The 19170-nt window shown below is 66.7% G+C and carries 14 protein-coding genes; 9 read left to right on the forward strand and 5 right to left on the reverse strand.

Features of this window, described 5'->3' with window-relative positions; genetic code table 11:
* Window positions 1-162: 162 nt before the first annotated feature.
* The 5 genes from GNZ21_RS09445 to GNZ21_RS09465 are packed head-to-tail and all read right to left on the reverse strand — an operon-like array spanning window position 163 to window position 4301.
* Window positions 163-693, reverse strand: coding sequence for a hypothetical protein (locus tag GNZ21_RS09445; protein ID WP_157323607.1), 531 nt, complete (start codon window positions 691-693; stop codon window positions 163-165).
* Window positions 693-2006, reverse strand: coding sequence for a DUF58 domain-containing protein (locus tag GNZ21_RS09450; protein ID WP_157323609.1), 1314 nt, complete (start codon window positions 2004-2006; stop codon window positions 693-695). The genes GNZ21_RS09445 and GNZ21_RS09450 overlap by 1 nt, the downstream gene beginning before the upstream one ends.
* Complete coding sequence (locus GNZ21_RS09455) at window positions 2003-2998, reverse strand: AAA family ATPase (protein WP_188503436.1); 996 nt, start codon at window positions 2996-2998, stop codon at window positions 2003-2005. Before GNZ21_RS09455 ends, GNZ21_RS09450 begins: the two co-directional genes overlap by 4 nt.
* Window positions 2999-3045: 47 nt before the next feature.
* Entirely contained in the window at window positions 3046-3543 is a 498-nt protein-coding gene (locus GNZ21_RS09460) for a hypothetical protein (RefSeq protein WP_157323611.1), read from the reverse strand.
* Window positions 3540-4301, reverse strand: a complete 762-nt coding sequence (locus GNZ21_RS09465; protein ID WP_157323613.1) for a DUF4129 domain-containing protein — start codon at window positions 4299-4301, stop codon at window positions 3540-3542. Before GNZ21_RS09465 ends, GNZ21_RS09460 begins: the two co-directional genes overlap by 4 nt.
* A gap of 75 nt (window positions 4302-4376) precedes the next feature.
* Here GNZ21_RS09465 and GNZ21_RS09470 point away from each other — a divergent pair, with 75 nt between their 5' ends.
* The 9 genes from GNZ21_RS09470 to GNZ21_RS09510 all read left to right on the forward strand — a co-directional run bounded on the left by GNZ21_RS09470 (window position 4377) and on the right by GNZ21_RS09510 (window position 19038).
* Window positions 4377-6752 carry an MMPL family transporter gene (locus GNZ21_RS09470; RefSeq protein WP_157323615.1) on the forward strand — a complete coding sequence of 792 codons (2376 nt, stop codon included), beginning with the start codon at window positions 4377-4379 and terminating at the stop codon, window positions 6750-6752.
* 58 nt (window positions 6753-6810) lie between these two features.
* Entirely contained in the window at window positions 6811-8244 is a 1434-nt protein-coding gene (locus GNZ21_RS09475; RefSeq protein ID WP_157323617.1) for a flagellar basal body-associated FliL family protein, read from the forward strand.
* 380 nt (window positions 8245-8624) lie between these two features.
* Window positions 8625-10628 carry an ABC transporter substrate-binding protein gene (locus GNZ21_RS09480; RefSeq protein ID WP_157323619.1) on the forward strand — a complete coding sequence of 668 codons (2004 nt, stop codon included), beginning with the start codon at window positions 8625-8627 and terminating at the stop codon, window positions 10626-10628.
* Between the two features lie 50 nt (window positions 10629-10678).
* On the forward strand, window positions 10679-11683 hold the full coding sequence (locus GNZ21_RS09485; protein WP_157323621.1) for an ABC transporter permease: 1005 nt from the start codon (window positions 10679-10681) through the stop codon (window positions 11681-11683).
* Between the two features lie 10 nt (window positions 11684-11693).
* Window positions 11694-12905: an ABC transporter permease gene (locus GNZ21_RS09490; RefSeq protein ID WP_157323623.1), complete on the forward strand. Its 1212-nt coding sequence runs from the start codon at window positions 11694-11696 to the stop codon at window positions 12903-12905.
* 143 nt (window positions 12906-13048) lie between these two features.
* Window positions 13049-14971 (forward strand): dipeptide ABC transporter ATP-binding protein, encoded by a 1923-nt coding sequence (locus tag GNZ21_RS09495; RefSeq protein WP_157323625.1) that lies wholly within the window; start codon window positions 13049-13051, stop codon window positions 14969-14971.
* A gap of 130 nt (window positions 14972-15101) precedes the next feature.
* Entirely contained in the window at window positions 15102-16163 is a 1062-nt protein-coding gene (locus GNZ21_RS09500; protein ID WP_188503414.1) for an ABC transporter substrate-binding protein, read from the forward strand.
* An 8-nt stretch (window positions 16164-16171) separates the two neighbouring features.
* Window positions 16172-17953, forward strand: a complete 1782-nt coding sequence (locus tag GNZ21_RS09505) for an ABC transporter permease (RefSeq protein ID WP_157323627.1) — start codon at window positions 16172-16174, stop codon at window positions 17951-17953.
* Entirely contained in the window at window positions 17950-19038 is a 1089-nt protein-coding gene (locus tag GNZ21_RS09510) for an ABC transporter ATP-binding protein (RefSeq protein ID WP_188503413.1), read from the forward strand. Before GNZ21_RS09505 ends, GNZ21_RS09510 begins: the two co-directional genes overlap by 4 nt.
* The last annotated feature ends 132 nt before the right edge of the window (window positions 19039-19170 follow it).

Raw genomic sequence — 19170 nt, forward strand, 5'->3', positions numbered from 1 at the left:
AAAAGAGGGGAAACGCGAAGTTTTAGGATACACAGAGAATCCGGGCGCGCGCAAGTGCACAGCGACAGAGCCCCAGACTGGGGTGATGCCGTACACAGTAGCAGGAAATTGCAAGGACGGCGCCCGATTCAGCCCAGTGGCGCGCCGCACAGCACCTTCCTCCTAACCCGCCTGGGCGCGGGCCCAGCGATCGTGGGCCAGGGCAGCGGCCCCGGCCAGCAGTGTGGCGGCCAGCAGAATGAGCGCCGCACCCGGGATGAGCAGGCCGCTCACGGCCCGCATCAGCATCCAGGCCAGGATGGTGACCACCATGACTGCGGCCGCCCGGCCGGTCCAGCGGATCCACAGCTGAGCCGGCACCGAGGCGGCCACCGGCAGCACGGCTGCCGCAGCGGCGCCGGTGTGCAGTATCAGCAGCAGTGCTGCCGCGGGCAGTGTCCAGGCGGTGCGGACGTCGTCGTTGACTGCCACCCAAGCCACCACTGAATAGGCGAGCATCCCAAGCGGGGCCAGGTTCTGCGGCCAGAGCGCGGCGGCGAGGCTCAGAGCTGCTGGGGCCAGTGCCGTCCAGAAGTCAGCCACACCGCGCTCGGAGATCACGGTCAGCAGTGCTGTGAAGCCCAGTCCGGCCAGTGCGATCACCGCGCGCAGCAGCAGCTGTGCGGCAGAGCCGTGGCGGATCAGCTCGCGCATCAGCGCACCCCCGCCCCGCCGCGCCGGGTGAGCATTCGCAGCACAGTGTCCAGCGTGCCGGGATCGCGCCAGGGCACCACGGCCACTCCGGCCTGGCCTACCCTGCGGATCTCATGTTCGCGCTCGATCATCCGCAGCCGCCACGCCAGCCGCTCATAGGCATCCGCCTGCTGCAGCTGCGGCTCAGCCCCGCTGAGCACATCCACGGCCACCACTGTCAGTCCGCTGCGCGCCAGGGCCGCAGCGCGGCTGAGCATCGCCTCGGAGACCAGGGCCGAGACGATCACCACCAGGGTGCCGGCGCGCAGGCCCAACCGGATCTTCTCCGGGCTGATCTCCCGCTCCGGGGCGGGCACGGCATCAGCCAGCATCTGAAGCAGCCGGCGGTAGTGCCTGGATCCGGTGCCGGGGTTCAGCCGCTTCGGCACTGCCCCGGAGATGACCTGCAGGCTGACCCGGTCGCCCTGATGGGCGAAGTGTTCGGCGATGGCGGCGGCGGCCCGGACCGAGCGGTCCAGCGTGGATGATGCCCCACCCAGTCCCTCGGATATGCCCAGATCATTCTGGGCATCCAGGATCAGTGCCACATGGGTGTCCTGGTCGGCATAGGAAGAGGTCACGTGCAGTTCCCCGGTGCGCAGGGAGCGCGGCCAGTGGATGTTCTTCAGCTTGTCTCCCCACTGAAAATGCCGGATGGCGCTGAACTCGCTGCCCTGACCGGGCCGGGCTGAGCGGTGGTGACCCACCAGTCCACGCGGATGCGGGGCAGGGGCGCGGGTGTCGAAGTGTTCGGCGGTGGGTGCCACCTTCCGCTGTCTGCCGGGCAGCGGCACTGGTCCCCAGGAGTATGCGCCCCAGGGGCCGACTGCGCCGACCAGGGTGGTGCCGTAGCTGCGGTTGCCCCAGCGCAGCGGATCCACCCCCAAAGTAAAGCGGAGGCTGCCCTCGGTGACATAGTGCACCTGGGAGCCGTGATGGGGGCGGCGCTGGACCCAGGCGGCCGCGGCCTGGCTCGCCGCGGCGAAGTCGGCGCCCTGCAGACCCTGAGCCTGCACAATGATGCCGTTGTGCTCACCTTCGGTGGCACGGTCCCGAGCCAGCCGGCTCACCGCTCGGGGGCTCCCGGCAGGTCTGGCAACAGCGGACCAGACCGCTGCCAGCGCCAGAGGAGCCACCAGGATGAGCACATCGGGCCGGGAGAACACCAGCGCAACCAGGATCCCCAGAGCTGCGATGAGCACGGCCCGCAGGTGGGCGTGGGTGAGCAGCCACCGTCCCCCGGCGTAGGTGCTGGACTCGGCCGCCGGGCTCATTCTGAGGTGTCTCCGGAGGCTGGATCGGCAATGGCGCGTGCAGCCGGGACAGGCACTTCGTTGAGGACCTGTTCGATGATCCGTGCTGGGCTGGTCTCGGACATCCAGAGTTCGGGTTTGAGCACGATACGGTGATCCAGCACCGGATGGGCCACGGCTTTGACGTCCTCGGGCGTGATGAAGTCGCGTCCGTTGATCACCGCATAGGCCCTAGCCATCAGCACCAGAGCCAAAGACCCCCTGGGGAGGGCGCCCACCTGCACCCCGGAGGCCGCCCGGGTGGCAGCAGCCAGCCGCACACAGTAGGCAGTGATCTCCTCAGCCACCTCCACCGTCTCCACCGCCTGCTGCATTCTCAGCAGCCCGTGGGCATCTGTGACCGCATCGAGTCTCTGCTCCTCAGCCTGGCGCTCAAGGCGGCGGCGCAGGATCTCCTGCTCCTGGCCGGTCTGCGGATAGCCGAAGGAGAGCCGGATCAGGAACCGGTCCAGTTGAGCCTCCGGCAGCGGGTAGGTGCCCTCGTACTCCACGGGGTTGGAGGTGGCCAACACATGGAAAGGCCGGTCCAGGGTGAAGGTCTGCCCTTCAACGGTGACCTGCTTCTCCGCCATGGCCTCCAGCAGGGCCGACTGGGTCTTGGGCGGGGTGCGGTTGATCTCATCGGCCAGCATCAGCCCTGTGAACAAAGGACCCTTGCGGAACTGAAACACCCCGGCGGACTGGTCATAGACATAGGCACCGGTGAGATCGGCCGGTAACAGGTCAGGGGTGAACTGCGCCCGGGCGAAGTCCAGACCCAAGGCTTGGGCAAAGGACCTTGCTGCCAGGGTCTTGCCCAGCCCCGGCAGATCCTCCAACAGCACGTGCCCTCCGGCCAGGATCGCAGCCAGGGTCAACGTCAACGGCTCACGATGGCCCACCACTGCAGATCCCACCCGGTCCAGCACAGCGCGGGCCTGCTCATGCACGGCGCTGATCCCACCGGCAGGCACCGTCCCTGACTCTCGGGGGCCGGCAGTCAACGGGTCTGGTGTGTCAGTCACAGTTCCTCAATTCGTGTGATGAGATCAGCAAGGGTTCGGGCAGAGGCGCGGCGGGGCGGCTCGGCTGCCAGGTAGTGGAAGAGCTCCGGCCCCAGGGCTTCGCGCACGGCCTCGGGGTCCTCCCGGTCCACCCCCCGGGCGGCTACCCGCTCCGCCGCGAGCCTGCCGAGCAGCTGGTGCAGCTCGGAGCGGGAGTAGAAATCGTCCTGACCGGCGCCCTGCAGCACTCTGCGGATCCGGCGCAGCCTGGGGTCGGTGGCCCCGAACACCGGCTCCGGCTCCACGGGGTCAGGGCTGAACCACTGCACCTGCGAGGTGAGCTCATCGTAGTTCAGCACTGTGCCGATCACCGCGAAGCCGGTCAGCACCAGCAGGATGCAGACGGTAAGCCCCAACTGCCAGGGGTGGGGCAGCTGGTCCGCAGACCAGAGAGCGAAGAAGAGGACGACGCCGCAGAGCAGAGCACCTGCCCCCAGGCTCAGCACACGCTTCACGGCACCTCCTGCTGCAGGCTGCGGCGGACTTGGATGGCTGAATGTACCCGCGCCAGGCAGGCGGCCGCCCGCCGGCGGTGGTCCTCAGAGAGCTCCTGGTGGGAGAAGCGGGCCGTGCGGTAGAGCTCGGCAAGCTCCGTGATGGTCGCGGCGTCGACCTCCCAGTGGGCAAGCACCCGCTGGGTGAACTCCTGAGATGTCTCCGCCGCACTGCGATGCAGGCCGGCTCCTTCGGCGGCGTCCTCCAACGCCACCCAGCAGGCCACCACGGCGTTTCGGGGGGAGCCCTCGGCCAGCGCCCGCTCCCTGGCCTGTCCAGTGGCCTCGGCCGCATGCTGGAGATCCTCCAGGATCTCGACCGGCTCGGCGCTGCGACTGCCGCGTTCCCGGATCCACTTGACCAGCGTGTAGGTGCCGAAGACCAGCAGCACCAGCATGCTCAGTAGGGCGATGACGGCGAAAACCTGCTCCAACCAGCTGAGGTCCCAGGAGGCGCCCTCGCCCAGCTGCTCCTCGAGGTCGAGAAGGTCATCTCCGGGCTCCTGCTCCAGCTCACACCATGCGGGAAGCTCCTCGGCCTGCTCCGCATCCGCCGGGCAGGGCGGCACCGTGGGCTGTTCCGGGGGTTCATCCCCATTGGGGTCCCAAAACGGAAGCGGGCCGATGTGGCGCGGAATCGGCACAGCCGCGGCGATCACCAACAGGAACAGGCCGAGCACGCTGAGCACAGCCGCCGCCCGCGCCCTAGTGGTGTCCATCACCACAAACGTACCGGAAATCGCTTCACCCCAGGTCCAACACACCTGCACACCGCCGGGGCTAGCATTGCGATAGTGGAACGGATTCTTGAAGGGACCGGGAGCTGGTGCGCGCAGCGGCCCTGGCGGGTACTTGCCGGTTGGCTGATCATCGCGGTGCTGGCGCTCGGCGGCGCCCTGCTGCTGGGACGTGGACCCTCCGGCTCCTACAGCGCCCCTGGCGCTCAGTTCCAGACCGTGGGCGAGGCGGTGGAGGAGCAGATCCCCGAGCTTGGGGGTGGGAACTCCCGGGTGCTGCTGAGCACCGATGACGGCTCCGCATTCTCCGAGACCCAGCGCACCGCCCTGGAGGAGCTCAGCGACCGGCTCGCCGAATTGGACCAGGTCAGCACTGCGGCTGACCCCTTTGCCATGGGCCAGCAGATCGTGACCGGCTACCGGACCCTCAACGAGGGCTGGCAGGAGGTGGAGGCTCAGCTCAACGACTATCAGCGGCAGACTGGGCTCAGCCGCGAAGAGCTGCTGCGGGCAGTGCAGTCCGGGACCCTGGGTGAGCACACCGAAGGCGAGCAGGTCACCACCACTGATGTCCGTGACGCGGTGGAGGCCCTGGAGACCCTGCGGATGGGTGAGCGCCTGGTGCGGATGCTTCAGGAGGCCGATACGGTCACCGCAGACGGTTCTGCAGGGATGCTCAGCCTGCAGCTGACCGATCAGGCGCTGAATCTCTCAGCCGGTGATCGCACAGAGATCATCCGCACCGTGGAGGAGCACCTCCCAGAGGGGGTGAGCGCGGAGTTCGGCTTGGAGCTGGTGCAGGACTTCACCTCGTTGCTGGGTCTCACCGAGGTCCTCGGCCTGCTCTTCGCCGCCCTGGTGCTGGCCCTGATGCTGCGCTCGGTGCTCGCCGCAGGGCTGCCGCTGGTAGTGGCCGGACTGGGGGTGGGAGTCGGGGTGACCCTGGCCTACGGGCTGACCCGGGTGCTGAGTATGACCTCCACCGATCTGATGCTTGCGCTGATGCTGGGCCTAGCCATGGGCGTGGACTATATGCTGCTCTGGCTCTACCGGTATCGGGGGCTGCGCCGCGAGGGCGGGCTGAGCCTCCCCCAGGCGGTAGCCGCCACCTCCGCCACAGCCGGGCGCACAGTGTTCTTCGCCGCACTGACCAATGTGGTGGCGCTGCTGGCCCTAGGGCTGACCGGACTGCCGTTCATGGCCACGATGGGCGCAGTGAGCGCACTGACCATCGGCACTCTGATCCTGGCGGTGCTGACTGTCACCCCTGCCGCGGTGGGACTGCTGGGCGGAAGGATTGCCCGCCCGGTTCCCCCACCGGCGGCCGGCCCGGCCGCTGACGTGCAGCAGGCGACGCCGCGGATCAGCTTTGTGGTGCGCCACCCGGTGGTGTGCCTGGTGGCCACCACTGTGCTGCTGGTGATCATTGCGCTGCCTGCTGTGGGACTGCGGCTGACCCTGCCCACCGGCGCGGAGGAGGCCACCGACTCCACCGCCTACCAGCACTTCGACGGGGTGCGCGAGCATTTCGGCCCCGGGGAGAACGGCCGGATCGTGGCACTGGTGGAGCTGGACGAGCAGCTCAATGAGAACCAGCAATTCATTGAGGTGATGGACATGGCCCGGGTCTACGCCCAGGACCGGCGGATCTCCCATGCGATGCCGCTGGGTGAGAGTGAGGACGGCAGGTGGCGGCTGATTCATCTGGTGCCCTCGATAGGCCCGGAGGAGCCTGAGGCCGCCGAACTTGCTGAGGATCTGATGGCCCAGCGGGATGAGCTTATTGCGGACCGGGGACTGGCCTCACTGGGCTACACCGGGCGGGTCATCGCCGATGTAGAGCTCTCTGATCAGCTGCTGCGGGTGCTGCCGCTCTACTTGGGGGCAGTAGTCCTGGTGTGTCTGGTAGTGGTCACCGCCATCTTCCGCTCCCTATGGATCCCGCTGCTCACGGTGGCTGGGTACCTGCTCAGTCTGGCAGCCACTGTGGGCGTCGTCGTCGTAGTGGTGCAATGGGGCCATGGCGCCTCAGTGCTGGGGATTGCCGAACCGGGGGTGACGGTGGCGTTCCTGCCGGTGCTGCTCTCCGGGCTGCTGTTCGGCCTGGCCATTGACTATCAGCTCTTCATCACCTCCGGGATGCAGGATGCTCGCCGTGAAGGGATCCCCGCCTGGGCGGTGGTCAACGAGGGGCTGCGCCGTTCCCGGCCGGTGGTGCTGGCCTGCGGGGTGATCATGGTCGCCGTGTTCGTGGGATTCGTCCCCGCTGAACTTTCTCCCGTGCGGCAGATGAGCTTCGCCTTTGCGGTGGGGGTGGCGCTGGAGGCCTTTGTGGTGCGCGGTGTGATGGTGCCTGCTGCGCTGCAGCTGTTGGGCGAGCGGGCGTGGCGGTTCCGCAGGCCGCGGCCGGTTGAACCGCTCCCTTCGGCATAATGGAGCCCGACGCAGGTGAACGACTGCGTGTTTACTTCAGTGAAACGAGGAACGGAACATGTCTCAGCCCCCGCAGGACCCCGGCCAGCCACAGGGAGGGCCGCCGGAGGGCCAGCCGCCCCAGCACCCCGGAGCGTACCCGGCGCAGCACCAGCAGCCCGGCCAGCATCCCCAGCAGCCTGGCTACGCTCAGCAGCCTGGCCCGCATCCCGCTCAGCCGCCGTACGGGGGCCAGCCCCAGGGTCAGTATCCCCAGCAGGGCCAGGCGCAGGGTCCGCAGTACCCGCAGCAGCCGGGATGGCAGCAGGCTCCGCAGGGTGGGCAATACTCCCAGCAGCCGCCGCAGCAGGGTTATCCCGGAGCAGGCGGGGGCCAGCCGCCCGGAGGCTACCCGCCGCAGCAGCCCCCCTACTATCCGGAGCAGAACCCCCAGGGCGGAGGGAAGAAGAAATCAGCACTGCCCTGGGTGATCGGTGTGCTGGCCGTGCTGGTGATCGGCGGCGGTGTGGCCGCGCTGCTGTGGTTCCTGCTCGGCGATGACGAGACCCAGGAGACCCTGGAGGCCGAGCAGACCAATCATCTGCTGCTCTCCTCCGAGGACCTCTCCGGGATCGGACTTAGCTTCCTACTGGTGGAGAGCGAGTCCTTCGACCGTACCGATATCGGTGGCGAGTGGGATCAGGCCTGGTCAGAGATCGACGACGACCTGGACACTTTCATGCAGGAGTGGGAGTCCACCTCCGCCGAGGTGCGCCAGACCCTGGACGAGTTCGAGATCGACTACAACGAGGCCTGCTTCGACGCCATCGACCAACTGGCCACTAACAGCGATATCTACGACGACGCCGCCCAGGAGCCATACTCCGGCGCGGTACTGGTTGCCGGCGATGAGTTCGAAGCCGAAGGTGTGGTGGTGAGCATCCTCAGCTATGAGGAGGGCCAGCAGGTGGAGCGTCATCTGGAGACCCTGCTGGACGGATGCGCCGGCGATGAGATCCGTTATGTGCAGGACGGATTCGGGGTCAGCCAGGAGATTGCCGCCGTGGACTACCAGGGCTTCACCGGTTTCCGCCAGACCCACGCGCTGGAGTTCAACCTCAACGAGATCTCGCTGCCCGACTCCCTGCCGGAGAACCTTCCTGAGGAGCTGCCGGTGGACGATCCGCAGGCTCAGGCTGAGTACCAGCAGTGGCTGCAGGAGTACCAGCAGGCCCGCGCCGAGTACCAGCAGATCCGCCCGGAGCTGGAGGCGCAGATGCGCCGCGAGCTGGATATGATCTGCGCGGATCTGGAGTTCGAGACCGGCCTGGGCTGCCAGGACCAAGCCAGCAGCGACTACTGGTTCGCCACTATGGATCACGGCAATAACATCGTCACCGTGATGATGACCACCACTCAGGGCGGTGACTTCAGCGGCACCCTCACTGAGGATGACTTCTACGCGGTGCTGGACGCTCAGCTCGATAATCTCTCCGAGGGCCTCGAGGACTGAGCCTGTCCCCTGGTGAAAATCAGGCACCTGTCGGATTGTCGGCACTCTATGAGCTGCCGATGATCCGGAAACCCCCTGATAACTGCATCTGATCAGCAGAAGGGCCGGCACCGGGGCTTTCCCGTACGGCCCTTCTGCACGTTCAGTCGCGCGAGTCAGCAGACGCGCCGAGGCGCCAGCAGGGGCTGCCCCGGGGTGGCATCGCCCGCCGGACCAGTACTGGAACGATCCAGTATTTTCAGTCGAGGATTTCCCTCGATGTCACCTCAGGGTTCACCAGCAGGTCACCCGGTGTTCTTAGCGTCGTCGCATGGAACGGTCCAGATCCGTGACTCTGGCACCGCGCCCGTTCATCCCAGACATCTTGGAGAGGCACAGCCATGCGATACGCGGCACGAACCACCACCGGGATCGCCCTCGCGGCCCTGGTCCTGACCGCCTGCGGAGGCGGCGATCCTGACGACAGCGTCCCTGAGAGCACAGACACCGGCGGCGGTGCTGCGGCAGCAGCAGCCGGCTCGGTGGACACCGGAATGGCCACCGGGGCACCGGCGCTCAGCGAAGCCCGCACTGCCCCTTCCGGCGAGGCCCCAGACCTGGCTGAGCTGGTGGAGGCAGGGGAACTTCCGCCCGTGGCGGAGCGGGTCCCTGAAGAGGCCGTGACCATCATCGGCAAGGACGGGGTGGGCCAGTACGGCGGCGAGCTGCAGATGGCCATGAACGGCAATGACGACGACTCTCTGATCCGCCGCTATGCCGCCTACGAACCGATGGTCCGCTGGGACGGCGACTGGTCCTCCGAGCTGACCCCCGGAGTGGCCCGCGAATGGGAGGTCTCTGAGGACGCCACGGCCTACACCTTCCACCTGGAGGAGGGCATCCGGTGGTCGGACGGGGAGCCCTTCACCGCCGATGACATCGTCTTCGGCTACGAGGACGTGCTGATGAACGAGGAGCTGACCCCCGGCCCCACTGAGTACCTCATGGACCCTGAGGGCAATTGGCCGGAAATCACCACCGATGGCGACTACACCGTCACCCTGCAGTTCGAGGTCCCGCACGGTCTCTTCCTCTACCAGCTGGCCCGGGCCGAGGAGGACGGAAAGTTCCACCGGTTCCCGCGGCACTACCTGGAGCAGTTCCACATCGACTACAACGAGGATGCCGTGCAGCTCGCCGCCGATGAGGGCACCCGCGTCACCGCGGTGCGCAACCCCTACTACTGGAAGGTGGATGAGGAGGGCAATCAGCTGCCCTATATCGACCGTCTGGTCTTTGACGTCTTCGACTCCGCTGAGGTGATCGCCTTCCGCGCCGCCGCCGGCAATATCTCCTACCAGGACCGGCACTTCGACCACGACTTCCGGCCGCTGCTGGCTGAGTCCATGGAGGAGTACAACTTCTCCCTGATCGATGTGACCTCCACCGATATGAACACCCTGCTGTTCAACTTCAACCACATCCACCCCGATGAGGAGCTGCGGGAGGTCTTCACCGATCTCAACTTCAAGGCGGGGCTCAGCCATGCCATGAACCGTGAGGAGATCATCGAGCTGGTCTACTTCGGCCAGGGCGAACCCTCCCAGGCAGCCCCGCGTGAAGGGTCCCCGTACTACCACGAGGAGTTGGCCACTCAGTACCTCGAGTTCGATCTGGACACCGCCAATGAGTACCTCAACCAGGTGCTGCCGGAGAAGGATCAGGACGGCAACCGGCTGGGGCCTGACGGGAATCCGTTCACCTTCACTGTTGATGTGGCCACCGACCGCTCGGTGGAGCATGCCCGGGTGCTGGAGCTGGTCCAGGCGCACTGGGCCGAGGTGGGCATCACCATGGACATCCAGGCCATGGACCGTGACCTGCGCAATGAGCGCCGCGACGCCGGAGAGTTCGACGTCTACGTCCGTGACGGCTCCGCAGGCCTGCAGGACGCCATTCTGCGCCCCCACTGGTACATGCCCTTCGGCGACTCAGGGGCCTACGCGTGGTCCTGGGGCTCCTACTACCTGGACGGCGAGGACGCCGGTGAAGCACCCCCGGAGGACTCCCCGGCCTGGCGCCAGTGGGAGATCTACGACGAGATCCTGGTCACCGCAGATCCCGATGAGCAGGCTCGCCTGATGGAGGAGCTGCTGGACGTCTCCGCTGAGGCCTTCTGGACTATCGGTCTCTCCACCAGCCCCAACCGCGCCGGAGTGGTGCACAACGACCTGCGCAACGCCCCGCATGAGATCTACGAAGCCTCCGCCCACCAGAACCCGGGCCCCTCCTACCCGGCCGTGTGGTGGTGGGAGAACCCTGAGGACGCCGTGGCCGATGATGAGGACGCCGCCCAGGACTACGTAGACGAGTACGAGGGTGAGGAACTCCCGGGCGACGAATAGTCACCTGAAGAACACCTCAAGGAGGCCTGGATGATGAAGAGAGGAGAGGCATGCTGCAGTTCATGATCCGCCGGGTCGGCTGGTCACTGCTGACCATCTGGCTGATCTCCCTGGTCTGCTTCTTCATCATCCAGGCCCCGCCCGGGGACTTCGTCTCGGTGCTGATGGCCAATGCTGAGGCCGACGGGCGCCGACTGACTGCCCAGCAGGTCGAGGTCCTCCGCGAGCGCTACAACCTGGACCAGCCCTGGTACTCCCAGTACTGGGCCTGGATCAGCGGGATCATCACCCAGGGGGACTTCGGCTACTCCTTCCGCTGGAACCGGCCCGCGGTGGACGTCATCATGGAGCACCTGCCCTTCACTCTGCTGCTGGCCGGCGGCGCCATGTTCCTGACCTGGATCATCGCTTTCGCCATCGGCATCTACACCGCGGTGAAGCGCTACTCCATCGGCGACTACTTCTGGACCTTTGTGGGGTTCATCGGGCTATCAGTGCCGAACTTTGTGCTGGCCCTGGTCTTCATGTACGTGGCTTTCCGCTATTTCGATATGAGTGTGGGCGGACTATTCTCTCCCGAGTACGTGGAGGCGGACTGGTCAGTGGCGCGGGCGCTGGACCTGCTGCAGAACCTTGCCATCCCCGCCCTGATCATCGCCACCGCCGGCACTGCGGGACTGATCAGAATCACCCGGGCCAATCTCTCCGATGAGCTCACCCAGCCCTATGTGGTGGCCGCCCGGGCCCGTGGGCAGAAGGAGAACGTGCTGCTGATGCGTTATCCGGTCCGGGCGGCGATGAACCCCTTCATCTCCACCATCGGCTACGCGATTCCTTCGGTGATCTCCGGAGAGGTCATCGTCTCCTCGGTGCTCTCCCTGCCCACCACTGGACCAGTGCTGCTGGGGGCCCTGCGCAACCAGGATATGTACTTAGCCGGCAGCTTCCTGCTGATTCTGGGGGTGCTGACCGTGGTCGGCACCGTCATCTCGGACTTGGTGCTCGCCTGGGCTGATCCCCGTGTCCGCCGTCAGCACTCAGGAGCCGCACAGTGAGGAGTCGCCCATGACCACGCTCGAAGGCCCCATCCCGGAGGAGCCCGCCGGCCGGGGGACTCCCGGCCCCCAGGGCAGCCAGGGTGAGCAGGCGGCGTCGTCGTCGAAGAACACCAAGAAGGACGCCGGCACCCGCTCCTCCGGCTCCCTGATCTGGCGCCGGTTCAAGCGGCACAAGCTGGCGGTGGTCTCGCTGTGGATCGTGATCGGGGTGTATCTCATCGCGATCTTCGCCGATGTCATCGCCCCACGGCCTGCCGGGGACTACAACCCGGATTATCCCTATGTTCCGCCGCAGTCGATTACTCTGACCGACCCCGGGGACGGCCGCGGGTTGGGCCTCTATGTGCACGGCTACACCCAGGAGCTGGATCCGGTCTCCTGGAACCGGTACTACACCGAAGACCCTGATGAGCTGCACAAGCTCGGCTTCTTTGTGGAATCCGGCCACGACTACAGGTTCCTGGGCCTGTTTGAGACTGACCGCAAGCTCTTCGCCCCCGAGGATGCCGACGCCCCGTTCTTTCTGATGGGTGCCGACGCCAATGGGCGCGATATCTTCTCCCGGGTCATCTACGGCACTCAGATATCAATGTCCATCGGGCTGATCGGAGTGGTGCTGAGTCTGGTCATCGGCATCACCCTGGGTGCCGCGGCCGGGTTCTTCCGCGGTCCCGTGGACGCCTTCATCCAGCGGATCACCGAGTTGTTCATGTCGCTGCCCTCCATCCCGCTGTGGATGGCCCTGGCCGCAGCGATCCCACGGGAATGGGGCCCGCTGACCATCTACTTTGCGATCACCGTGCTGCTCTCGCTGATCGGCTGGACCTCTTTGGCCAGGGAGGTCCGCGGCAGGGTGCTCACGCTGCGCAGCGAGGACTATGTGGTGGCCGCCAGGCTGGACGGAGCCAGCCGGTACCGGGTGATCCGCCGGCATATCCTGCCCAGTCTGACCAGCCATATCATCGCCTCGGTCACACTGGCGGTGCCGGCGATGATCCTGGCTGAGACCTCCCTGAGCTTCCTGGGCCTGGGGCTGCAGCCGCCGATCGTTTCCTGGGGTGTGCTGCTGCAGGAGGCGCAGAACATCCGCAGTGTGCTCACCGCGCCCTGGCTGCTGATCGTACCCTCAGCCGCGGTGGTGATCGCCACCCTGGCGCTGAACTTCCTCGGCGATGGGCTGCGCGATGCCGCCGACCCCTACGGAGGTGCCGTGAAATGAATGACTCTTTAGGTGTGAAGGTCGGTGCCACTGCAGCCGGCCGGGGCGGACCCCTGACCTCAGGGTCCCGCTCGAATGCAGAGCATTCGGGTGGGCCAGGTCAGGGAGCGAGCGGGATATCCCCGCCGGAGGGACCAGCACTGATGACGACGACGCCGCAGCACGGGGTAGCTGCCCCCACTCCCCTGCTGCAGATTCAGAACCTGACAGTGCAGTTCCCGACCGAGGAGCGGCTGGTCACCGCTGTGGCTGGAGCTGATCTGACCATCCTCGAGAATCAGGTGCACTGCCTGGTGGGTGAGTCCGGCTCCGGGAAGTCCCAGACCGCCCGGGCAGCCCTGGCCCTGCTGGACCCGCCGGGGCGAGTGGCGGGCGGGCAGATGCTCTTCCACCAGTCCGACGGACAGGTGCTGGACCTGGCCGGACTGAAGCCCCGGGGCAAGCGCATGCGGCATATCCGCGGCGGGGAGATCGGCATGATCTTCCAGGAGCCGGCTCGCAGCCTCTCGCCCATGCACACCGTGGGGTTCCAGATCGCTGAGGCCATGCGCCTGCACCGGGGCCTGAATAAGCAGGAGTCCTGGGATGCCGCAGTGGAGGCCCTGCGGGCGGTACGCATCCCGCGTGCTGAGCTGCGCGCCAAGTCCTATCCGTTTGAGCTCTCCGGGGGGATGCGGCAAAGGGCGATGATCGCTATCGCGCTGGCTGGTCAGCCACGGCTGCTGATCGCCGATGAGCCCACCACCGCCCTGGACGTCACCACCCAGGCTCAGATCCTGGATCTGCTGCGTGAGATCCAGGCTGAACGCGATATGGCGATCCTGTTCATCACCCATGATCTGGGCGTGGTCGCTGAGATGGCTGATGAGGTCTCGGTGATGCGCCGCGGCGAGATCGTGGAGCGCAAGCCGGTCCATGACCTCTTCGCCGCACCGCAGCATCCCTATACCAAGATGCTGCTCGAAGCCACCCCCAAACTGCGGGTAGGCAGGAGCTCACAGACCGAGGACCAGCCCGCAGACCCTGGGCTGGTCACCGCCGCTGCGCCCACCGGGCCACAGGCTGAGCAACCGCTGGTGGAGGTACGCGACCTGACCCGCTCCTTCACGCTGAAGAGCGGGGCGCTGGGGCTGCGCCGCAGTCAGCTGCACGCGGTGGACGGGGTGGACCTGGACATCTACGCCGGAGAGACCCTGGGCTTGGTGGGTGAATCCGGCTGCGGGAAGTCCACCCTGGCCAAATGCCTGCTGCGGGTGGAGAAGCCCACCGGCGGGAGCATCATCCAGCGGCTGACCAAAGCCCCCACCGGGGATGTGGCCGCAGTGCCGGAGCGTCACCTGGGCGAATACCGCCAGCAGATGCGCATGGTCTTCCAGGACCCCTTCGCCTCGCTGAACCCGCGGATGACCGTGCGGGACATCCTGCTGGAGCCGGTGCGCGGCGACGGGCCGGTCGCGGATGAGTGGCTGGTGGAGCTGCTGGACCTGGTGGGCCTGGAGGCCGAACACCTTGAGCGCTATCCGCATGCCTTCTCCGGAGGGCAGCGGCAGCGGATCGGCATCGCCCGGGCCATTGCCACCGACCCCCAGGTGCTGGTGGCTGATGAGGCGGTCTCAGCCCTGGACGTCTCAGTGCGCGCACAGGTCTTGGACCTGATGTCCCAGCTGCAGGCCGAGCGGGGACTGAGCTACCTGTTCATCTCCCATGACATGTCCACTGTGGAGCATCTCAGTGACCGGGTGGCGGTGATGTACCTGGGCAGGCTGGTTGAGACTGCGCCCACCGCTGAGCTGTTCACCCGGCCTATGCATCCCTATACCGAGACGCTGCTCTCTGCGGTCCCGATCGCTGACCCGGTGCGGCAGCGCGCCCGGGCGCGCATCGAGATCTCCGGGGAGCTGCCGGACCCCACGCAGAAGCCCTCGGGCTGTCCGTTCCGCAGCCGCTGCCGGTTCGCCCAGGAGATCTGCGCCACCGAAACGCCCCGGCTGCGTCAGACCGCTGAGGGCCGCCAGGCCGCCTGCCACTTCGCCGAGGAGATTCGGCTCACCGGCATTCTGCGATGAGCATCACTGTGCGCCGGCAGTCGATCTTTAGCCGGCGTTCACCAGTCATTCACCACTGCGCCGCAGCAGGTTTCCTAGGGCTCCATAGCGTTTCGGGGTAAGCCATTCACTGACTGAGGGGAAATCTGAAGTGCGCACACGCAACCTGTCTCTGGCCCCCGCCGCCCTGGCGGCTCTCTTCCTGGCCGCCTGCGGCGACAACGGCGGATCCGCCGAGGCTGACCTGCCTGATGATCTGGAGGGTGAGCTGACTTTCGTCTGCTCCCCCAATGAGGAGCTCTGCGCAGCCTGGGCCGATGCCTTTGAGGCTGAGACCGGAGTGCAGACCAGCTTTGTACGGCTCTCCGCAGGCGAAGCGCTGGCCCGCCTGCAGGCCGGCGGGGAGGTCCCGGAGTTTGATGTATGGCACGGCGGTCCGGCCGATACCTTCATCGCCGCCATCGAAGAAGGCCTGCTGGCTCCCTATCAGTCACCGGTGGCTGAGGAGATCGACGATGAGCTCAAGGACGCCGAGGGCTACTGGACCGGAATCTACTTGGGCGCAATCGCATTCTGCTCCAACCAGGACCGCCTGGACGAGCTCGGCGTGGACGCTCCCGAGTCCTGGGACGACCTGCTGGATCCGGCCTTCGCCGGTGAGCTCTCCATGGCGCACCCCGCGACCTCCGGCACCTCCTATACCCTGCTGTGGACCCAGGTGGAGCGGCTGGGCGGCGAGGATGCCGCCATCGACTATATGCGTGAGCTGGACCAGAACGTGCTGCAGTACACTCGCTCCGGCTCCGCACCGGCTCAGATGGCCGGGCGCGGTGAGGTCACCAGTGCTCTGATGTTCGCCCACGGCTGCCAGTCCCAGATCGAGGAGGGCTTCGACAACCTCACTATCTCCTTCCCGGAGGAGACCGGTTATGAGATCGGGGCGGTGGCGATGATCGAGGGCACCCAGAATGAGGAGAACGCCCAGGCCTACATCGACTGGGCGCTGAGCCCGGCCGCCCAGGACATCGGACCGGAGGAGGGGAACTTCCAGTCCCTGACCCACCCGGAGTCCATCTCCGATGACCGGATGGTGAACCTGGATGACATCAACCTGGTCGACTACGACTTCGAGCGGGCCGGTGAGAGCCGAATCGAGCTGACCCAACGGTTCGACGACGAGATCGCCGAAGAGCCTGCCGAAGACGCGGAGTAGATCCGCCGATGAGCCTCGGCTCTGTCACCGCTGTGGCCCCGGCGGGGCCGGCGGCACCTGAGTCAGACCCCACGCAGACGCTGCCGCCCGCCCACCGGGGGCGGCGGCGCCGGGGCAGGGCAGGGGCCCGTATGGACGGGGTCACCCTGGCCATGCTGCTGCTGGTGCTGGCGGCGCTGACCCTACTCATCGGCCTGCCGGTGTTCAATGTACTCAGTGAGGCCTTCTCCGAGGACGGCATGGCTGTACTCGAGCGGTTCTTCACCTCCCGGGTGCAGCGGGGAATGTTCATCAATACGGTGCTGCTGGGACTGACCACCGGAGTGATCGGCACTGCAGTGGCCTTTATGATGGCCTACGCCCAGGCCAGGATGCGGTTCCCGGGGCAGCGGATCGTGCATCTGCTGACCCTGGTGCCGATCATCTCCCCGCCCTTCGCGGTGGCGGCCTCCACCATCACGCTCTTCGGCCGCTCCGGGATGATCACCGAGGGCATCTTCGGGATCCGCTCTGACTTCATCTACGGGCTGACCGGGCTGACCTTTGTGCTGGCGCTGAGCTATATGCCGCTGGCATATCTGAACCTGCTGGGAATGATCCGGGCCCTGGACCCGGCCCATGAGGAGGCGGCCGCCTCCCTGGGGGCCTCCCGGTGGCGGGTCTTCCGCACTGTGACCCTGCCGATGCTGGTGCCCGGGTTCGGTGGCGCCTTCCTGCTGCTGTTCGTGGAGGCGATCAGCGACCTCTCCAACCCCTTGGTGCTCGGCGGAGACTACTCGGTGCTGGCCTCCAGCGCCTATAACGCCATCATCGGGCAGTACAACCTGCCCGGCGGGGCGGCCTACGCCCTGGTGCTGATGATCCCGGCAGTCTCGGTGTTCATCATTCAGCGCTACTGGGCCCAGCGGGGCTCGCATATCTCGGTGACCGGCAAACCCTCAGGCCGTGCTCCGGTGACCACGGCCCCCGGCGTCGTCGTCCCGGTGCTGGCCGGGGTGTACCTGTTCGCCAGTACTGTGGTGCTGCTCTACGGGACTATCGTATTCGGGGCGTTCGTGCGGATTCTGGGTGTGAACAACAGCTTCACCCTGGATAACTTCCGGTACGTGCTCACCGGGAACATCGGCAGCGAGGCGATGGTGCACACTATCCGAATGGCGCTGGTGGCCACCCCTGTGGCCGGGCTGCTGGGCATGCTCATCGCCTGGCTGGTGGTGACCAAGCTGCGCCGCAGCGCGGGACTGCTGGACTTCTTGGGCATGCTGGGCATCGCGATCCCCGGCACGGTGATCGGCATCGGCTATCTGCTCAGCTACTCCACGCCCACCACGATCTTCGGGGTGCCGGTGCTGCCTGCCCTGGTGGGCGGCTCCACAGCATTCGGTGGGGCGGTGGCCATTGTGATGGCCTTCTGCTCCAGCTCCACTCCGTCGGGGCAGCGGGTGGGGATTGCGGCGCTGAAGCAGATCGACCCCAGCCTTGAGGAGGCCAGCCAGTCCCTGGGGGTCTCCACCGCCGGGACGTTCCGGCGGATCACCCTGCCGCTGATCAGACCGGCATTCATGGCCGCGCTGATGTATGCCTTCGCCTCGGCGATGACTTCGATCTCGGCGGTGATCTTCCTGACCACCCCCAGAGCCAGACTACTGACCCAGCAGATCCAGAACATGGTGGAGCGTGGGCAGTTCGGCAATGCCTTCGCCTACTGCGTGGTGCTGATGGTGATCGTGCTGCTGGCCATGCTGCTCATCCACCTGCTGACCAAAAAGATGAGGAGTGTCCACCAGTGACAGAGCAGAACGCAGGAGAGCTCGAACTGAGCCAGCTGGTCAAGATCTATGACCCGGCCAGCGAACTGCGCGCCGTGGACGGTCTCAGCCTGCGCATCGCAGCCGGGGAGTTCGTGACCCTGCTGGGACCCTCCGGCTGCGGAAAGACCACTGTTCTGCGCACTGTGGCCGGTTTCGAGACGCCCACCTCGGGCAGCCTGACCCTGGACGGGAAAAATCTGCTGCGGCTGGCCCCCAGCCGCCGCCCAGTCTCAATGGTCTTCCAGTCCTATGCGCTCTTCCCGCATATGACGGTGCGGGAGAATGTCGGCTATGGGCTCAAGGCAGCCGGGGTCAAGAGCCGCGAGCTCACAGAGCGGGTGGACCAGGCGCTGGCCACTATGAACCTTACCCCCTACGCCGATCGTGCCCCGGCTCAGCTCTCCGGGGGCCAGCAGCAGCGGGTGGCCCTTGCCCGGGCAATGGTCACCCGGCCCCAGGTGATGCTCTTCGACGAGCCGCTGTCCAATCTGGACGCCGCGCTGCGTGAGCAGATGCGCCTGGAGATCCGGCGGCTGCAGCGTCAGCTGGGCACCACTGCACTGTATGTGACCCATGACCAGGCCGAGGCGATGGCGATGAGCGACCGGGTGGTGGTGATGAACTCCGGCCGGATCGAGCAGGCGGGTCCCCCCACTGAGATCTACCGCAGGCCCGCCTCCCGCTTTGTGGCCGGGTTCGTGGGTCGGGCGAACTTCTTTGAGGTGCAGCGTCAGCAGGTGGATGAATCCAGTGCCGAGATTCAGCTGTGGGGCGCCAGCTACCGTGTGCCGGCCCATTCGCGGACCCGGGAGGCCCGGGAGGTGGTGCTGCTGGTGCGGCCCGAGTCCCTGCGCCTGGTCCCGGATGCAGCCGCTGAAGGGCCTGCCGCCGCAGTGGTCAGCGCCGCGGTGTTCATGGGTGACCGGGTGGAGTATGAGCTCAGCAGGGGCGAGCAGCGGCTGATGGCCACGGTGATGGACCCGGCTGAAGCGGAGATCATCCCGGAGGGCAGCCGGGTGCGGATGGACCTGGTGCCCGAGCGCTCCTGGCTGCTGCCCGCCTGAGCTGCGCGCTGCCGCCCGCCTGAGACGCGCGACCCGTGCCGCCGCCGGGACCAGCGTGAAGGCCGCGGAAACGCGGCCGAGGCGGACCCCTGACGTTGGGGTCCCGTGCAACCGGGGAGCGGTTGTGCGGGC

Origin of the sequence: Nesterenkonia alkaliphila (assembly GCF_009758175.1) — a bacterium.
GTDB classification, from domain to species: domain Bacteria; phylum Actinomycetota; class Actinomycetes; order Actinomycetales; family Micrococcaceae; genus Nesterenkonia; species Nesterenkonia alkaliphila.

Excerpts from the sequence above, each read along its gene's own strand:
- GNZ21_RS09490 (WP_157323623.1), top strand. The coding sequence starts at position 11,694 with ATGACCACGCTCGAAGGCCCCATCCCGGAGGAGCCCGCCGGCCGGGGG.
- GNZ21_RS09475 (WP_157323617.1), top strand. The coding sequence starts at position 6,811 with ATGTCTCAGCCCCCGCAGGACCCCGGCCAGCCACAGGGAGGGCCGCCG.
- GNZ21_RS09445 (WP_157323607.1), bottom strand. The coding sequence starts at position 693 with ATGCGCGAGCTGATCCGCCACGGCTCTGCCGCACAGCTGCTGCTGCGC.
- GNZ21_RS09495 (WP_157323625.1), top strand. The coding sequence starts at position 13,049 with ATGACGACGACGCCGCAGCACGGGGTAGCTGCCCCCACTCCCCTGCTG.
- GNZ21_RS09505 (WP_157323627.1), top strand. The coding sequence starts at position 16,172 with ATGAGCCTCGGCTCTGTCACCGCTGTGGCCCCGGCGGGGCCGGCGGCA.
- GNZ21_RS09465 (WP_157323613.1), bottom strand. The coding sequence starts at position 4,301 with ATGGACACCACTAGGGCGCGGGCGGCGGCTGTGCTCAGCGTGCTCGGC.
- GNZ21_RS09480 (WP_157323619.1), top strand. The coding sequence starts at position 8,625 with ATGCGATACGCGGCACGAACCACCACCGGGATCGCCCTCGCGGCCCTG.
- GNZ21_RS09450 (WP_157323609.1), bottom strand. The coding sequence starts at position 2,006 with ATGAGCCCGGCGGCCGAGTCCAGCACCTACGCCGGGGGACGGTGGCTG.
- GNZ21_RS09485 (WP_157323621.1), top strand. The coding sequence starts at position 10,679 with ATGCTGCAGTTCATGATCCGCCGGGTCGGCTGGTCACTGCTGACCATC.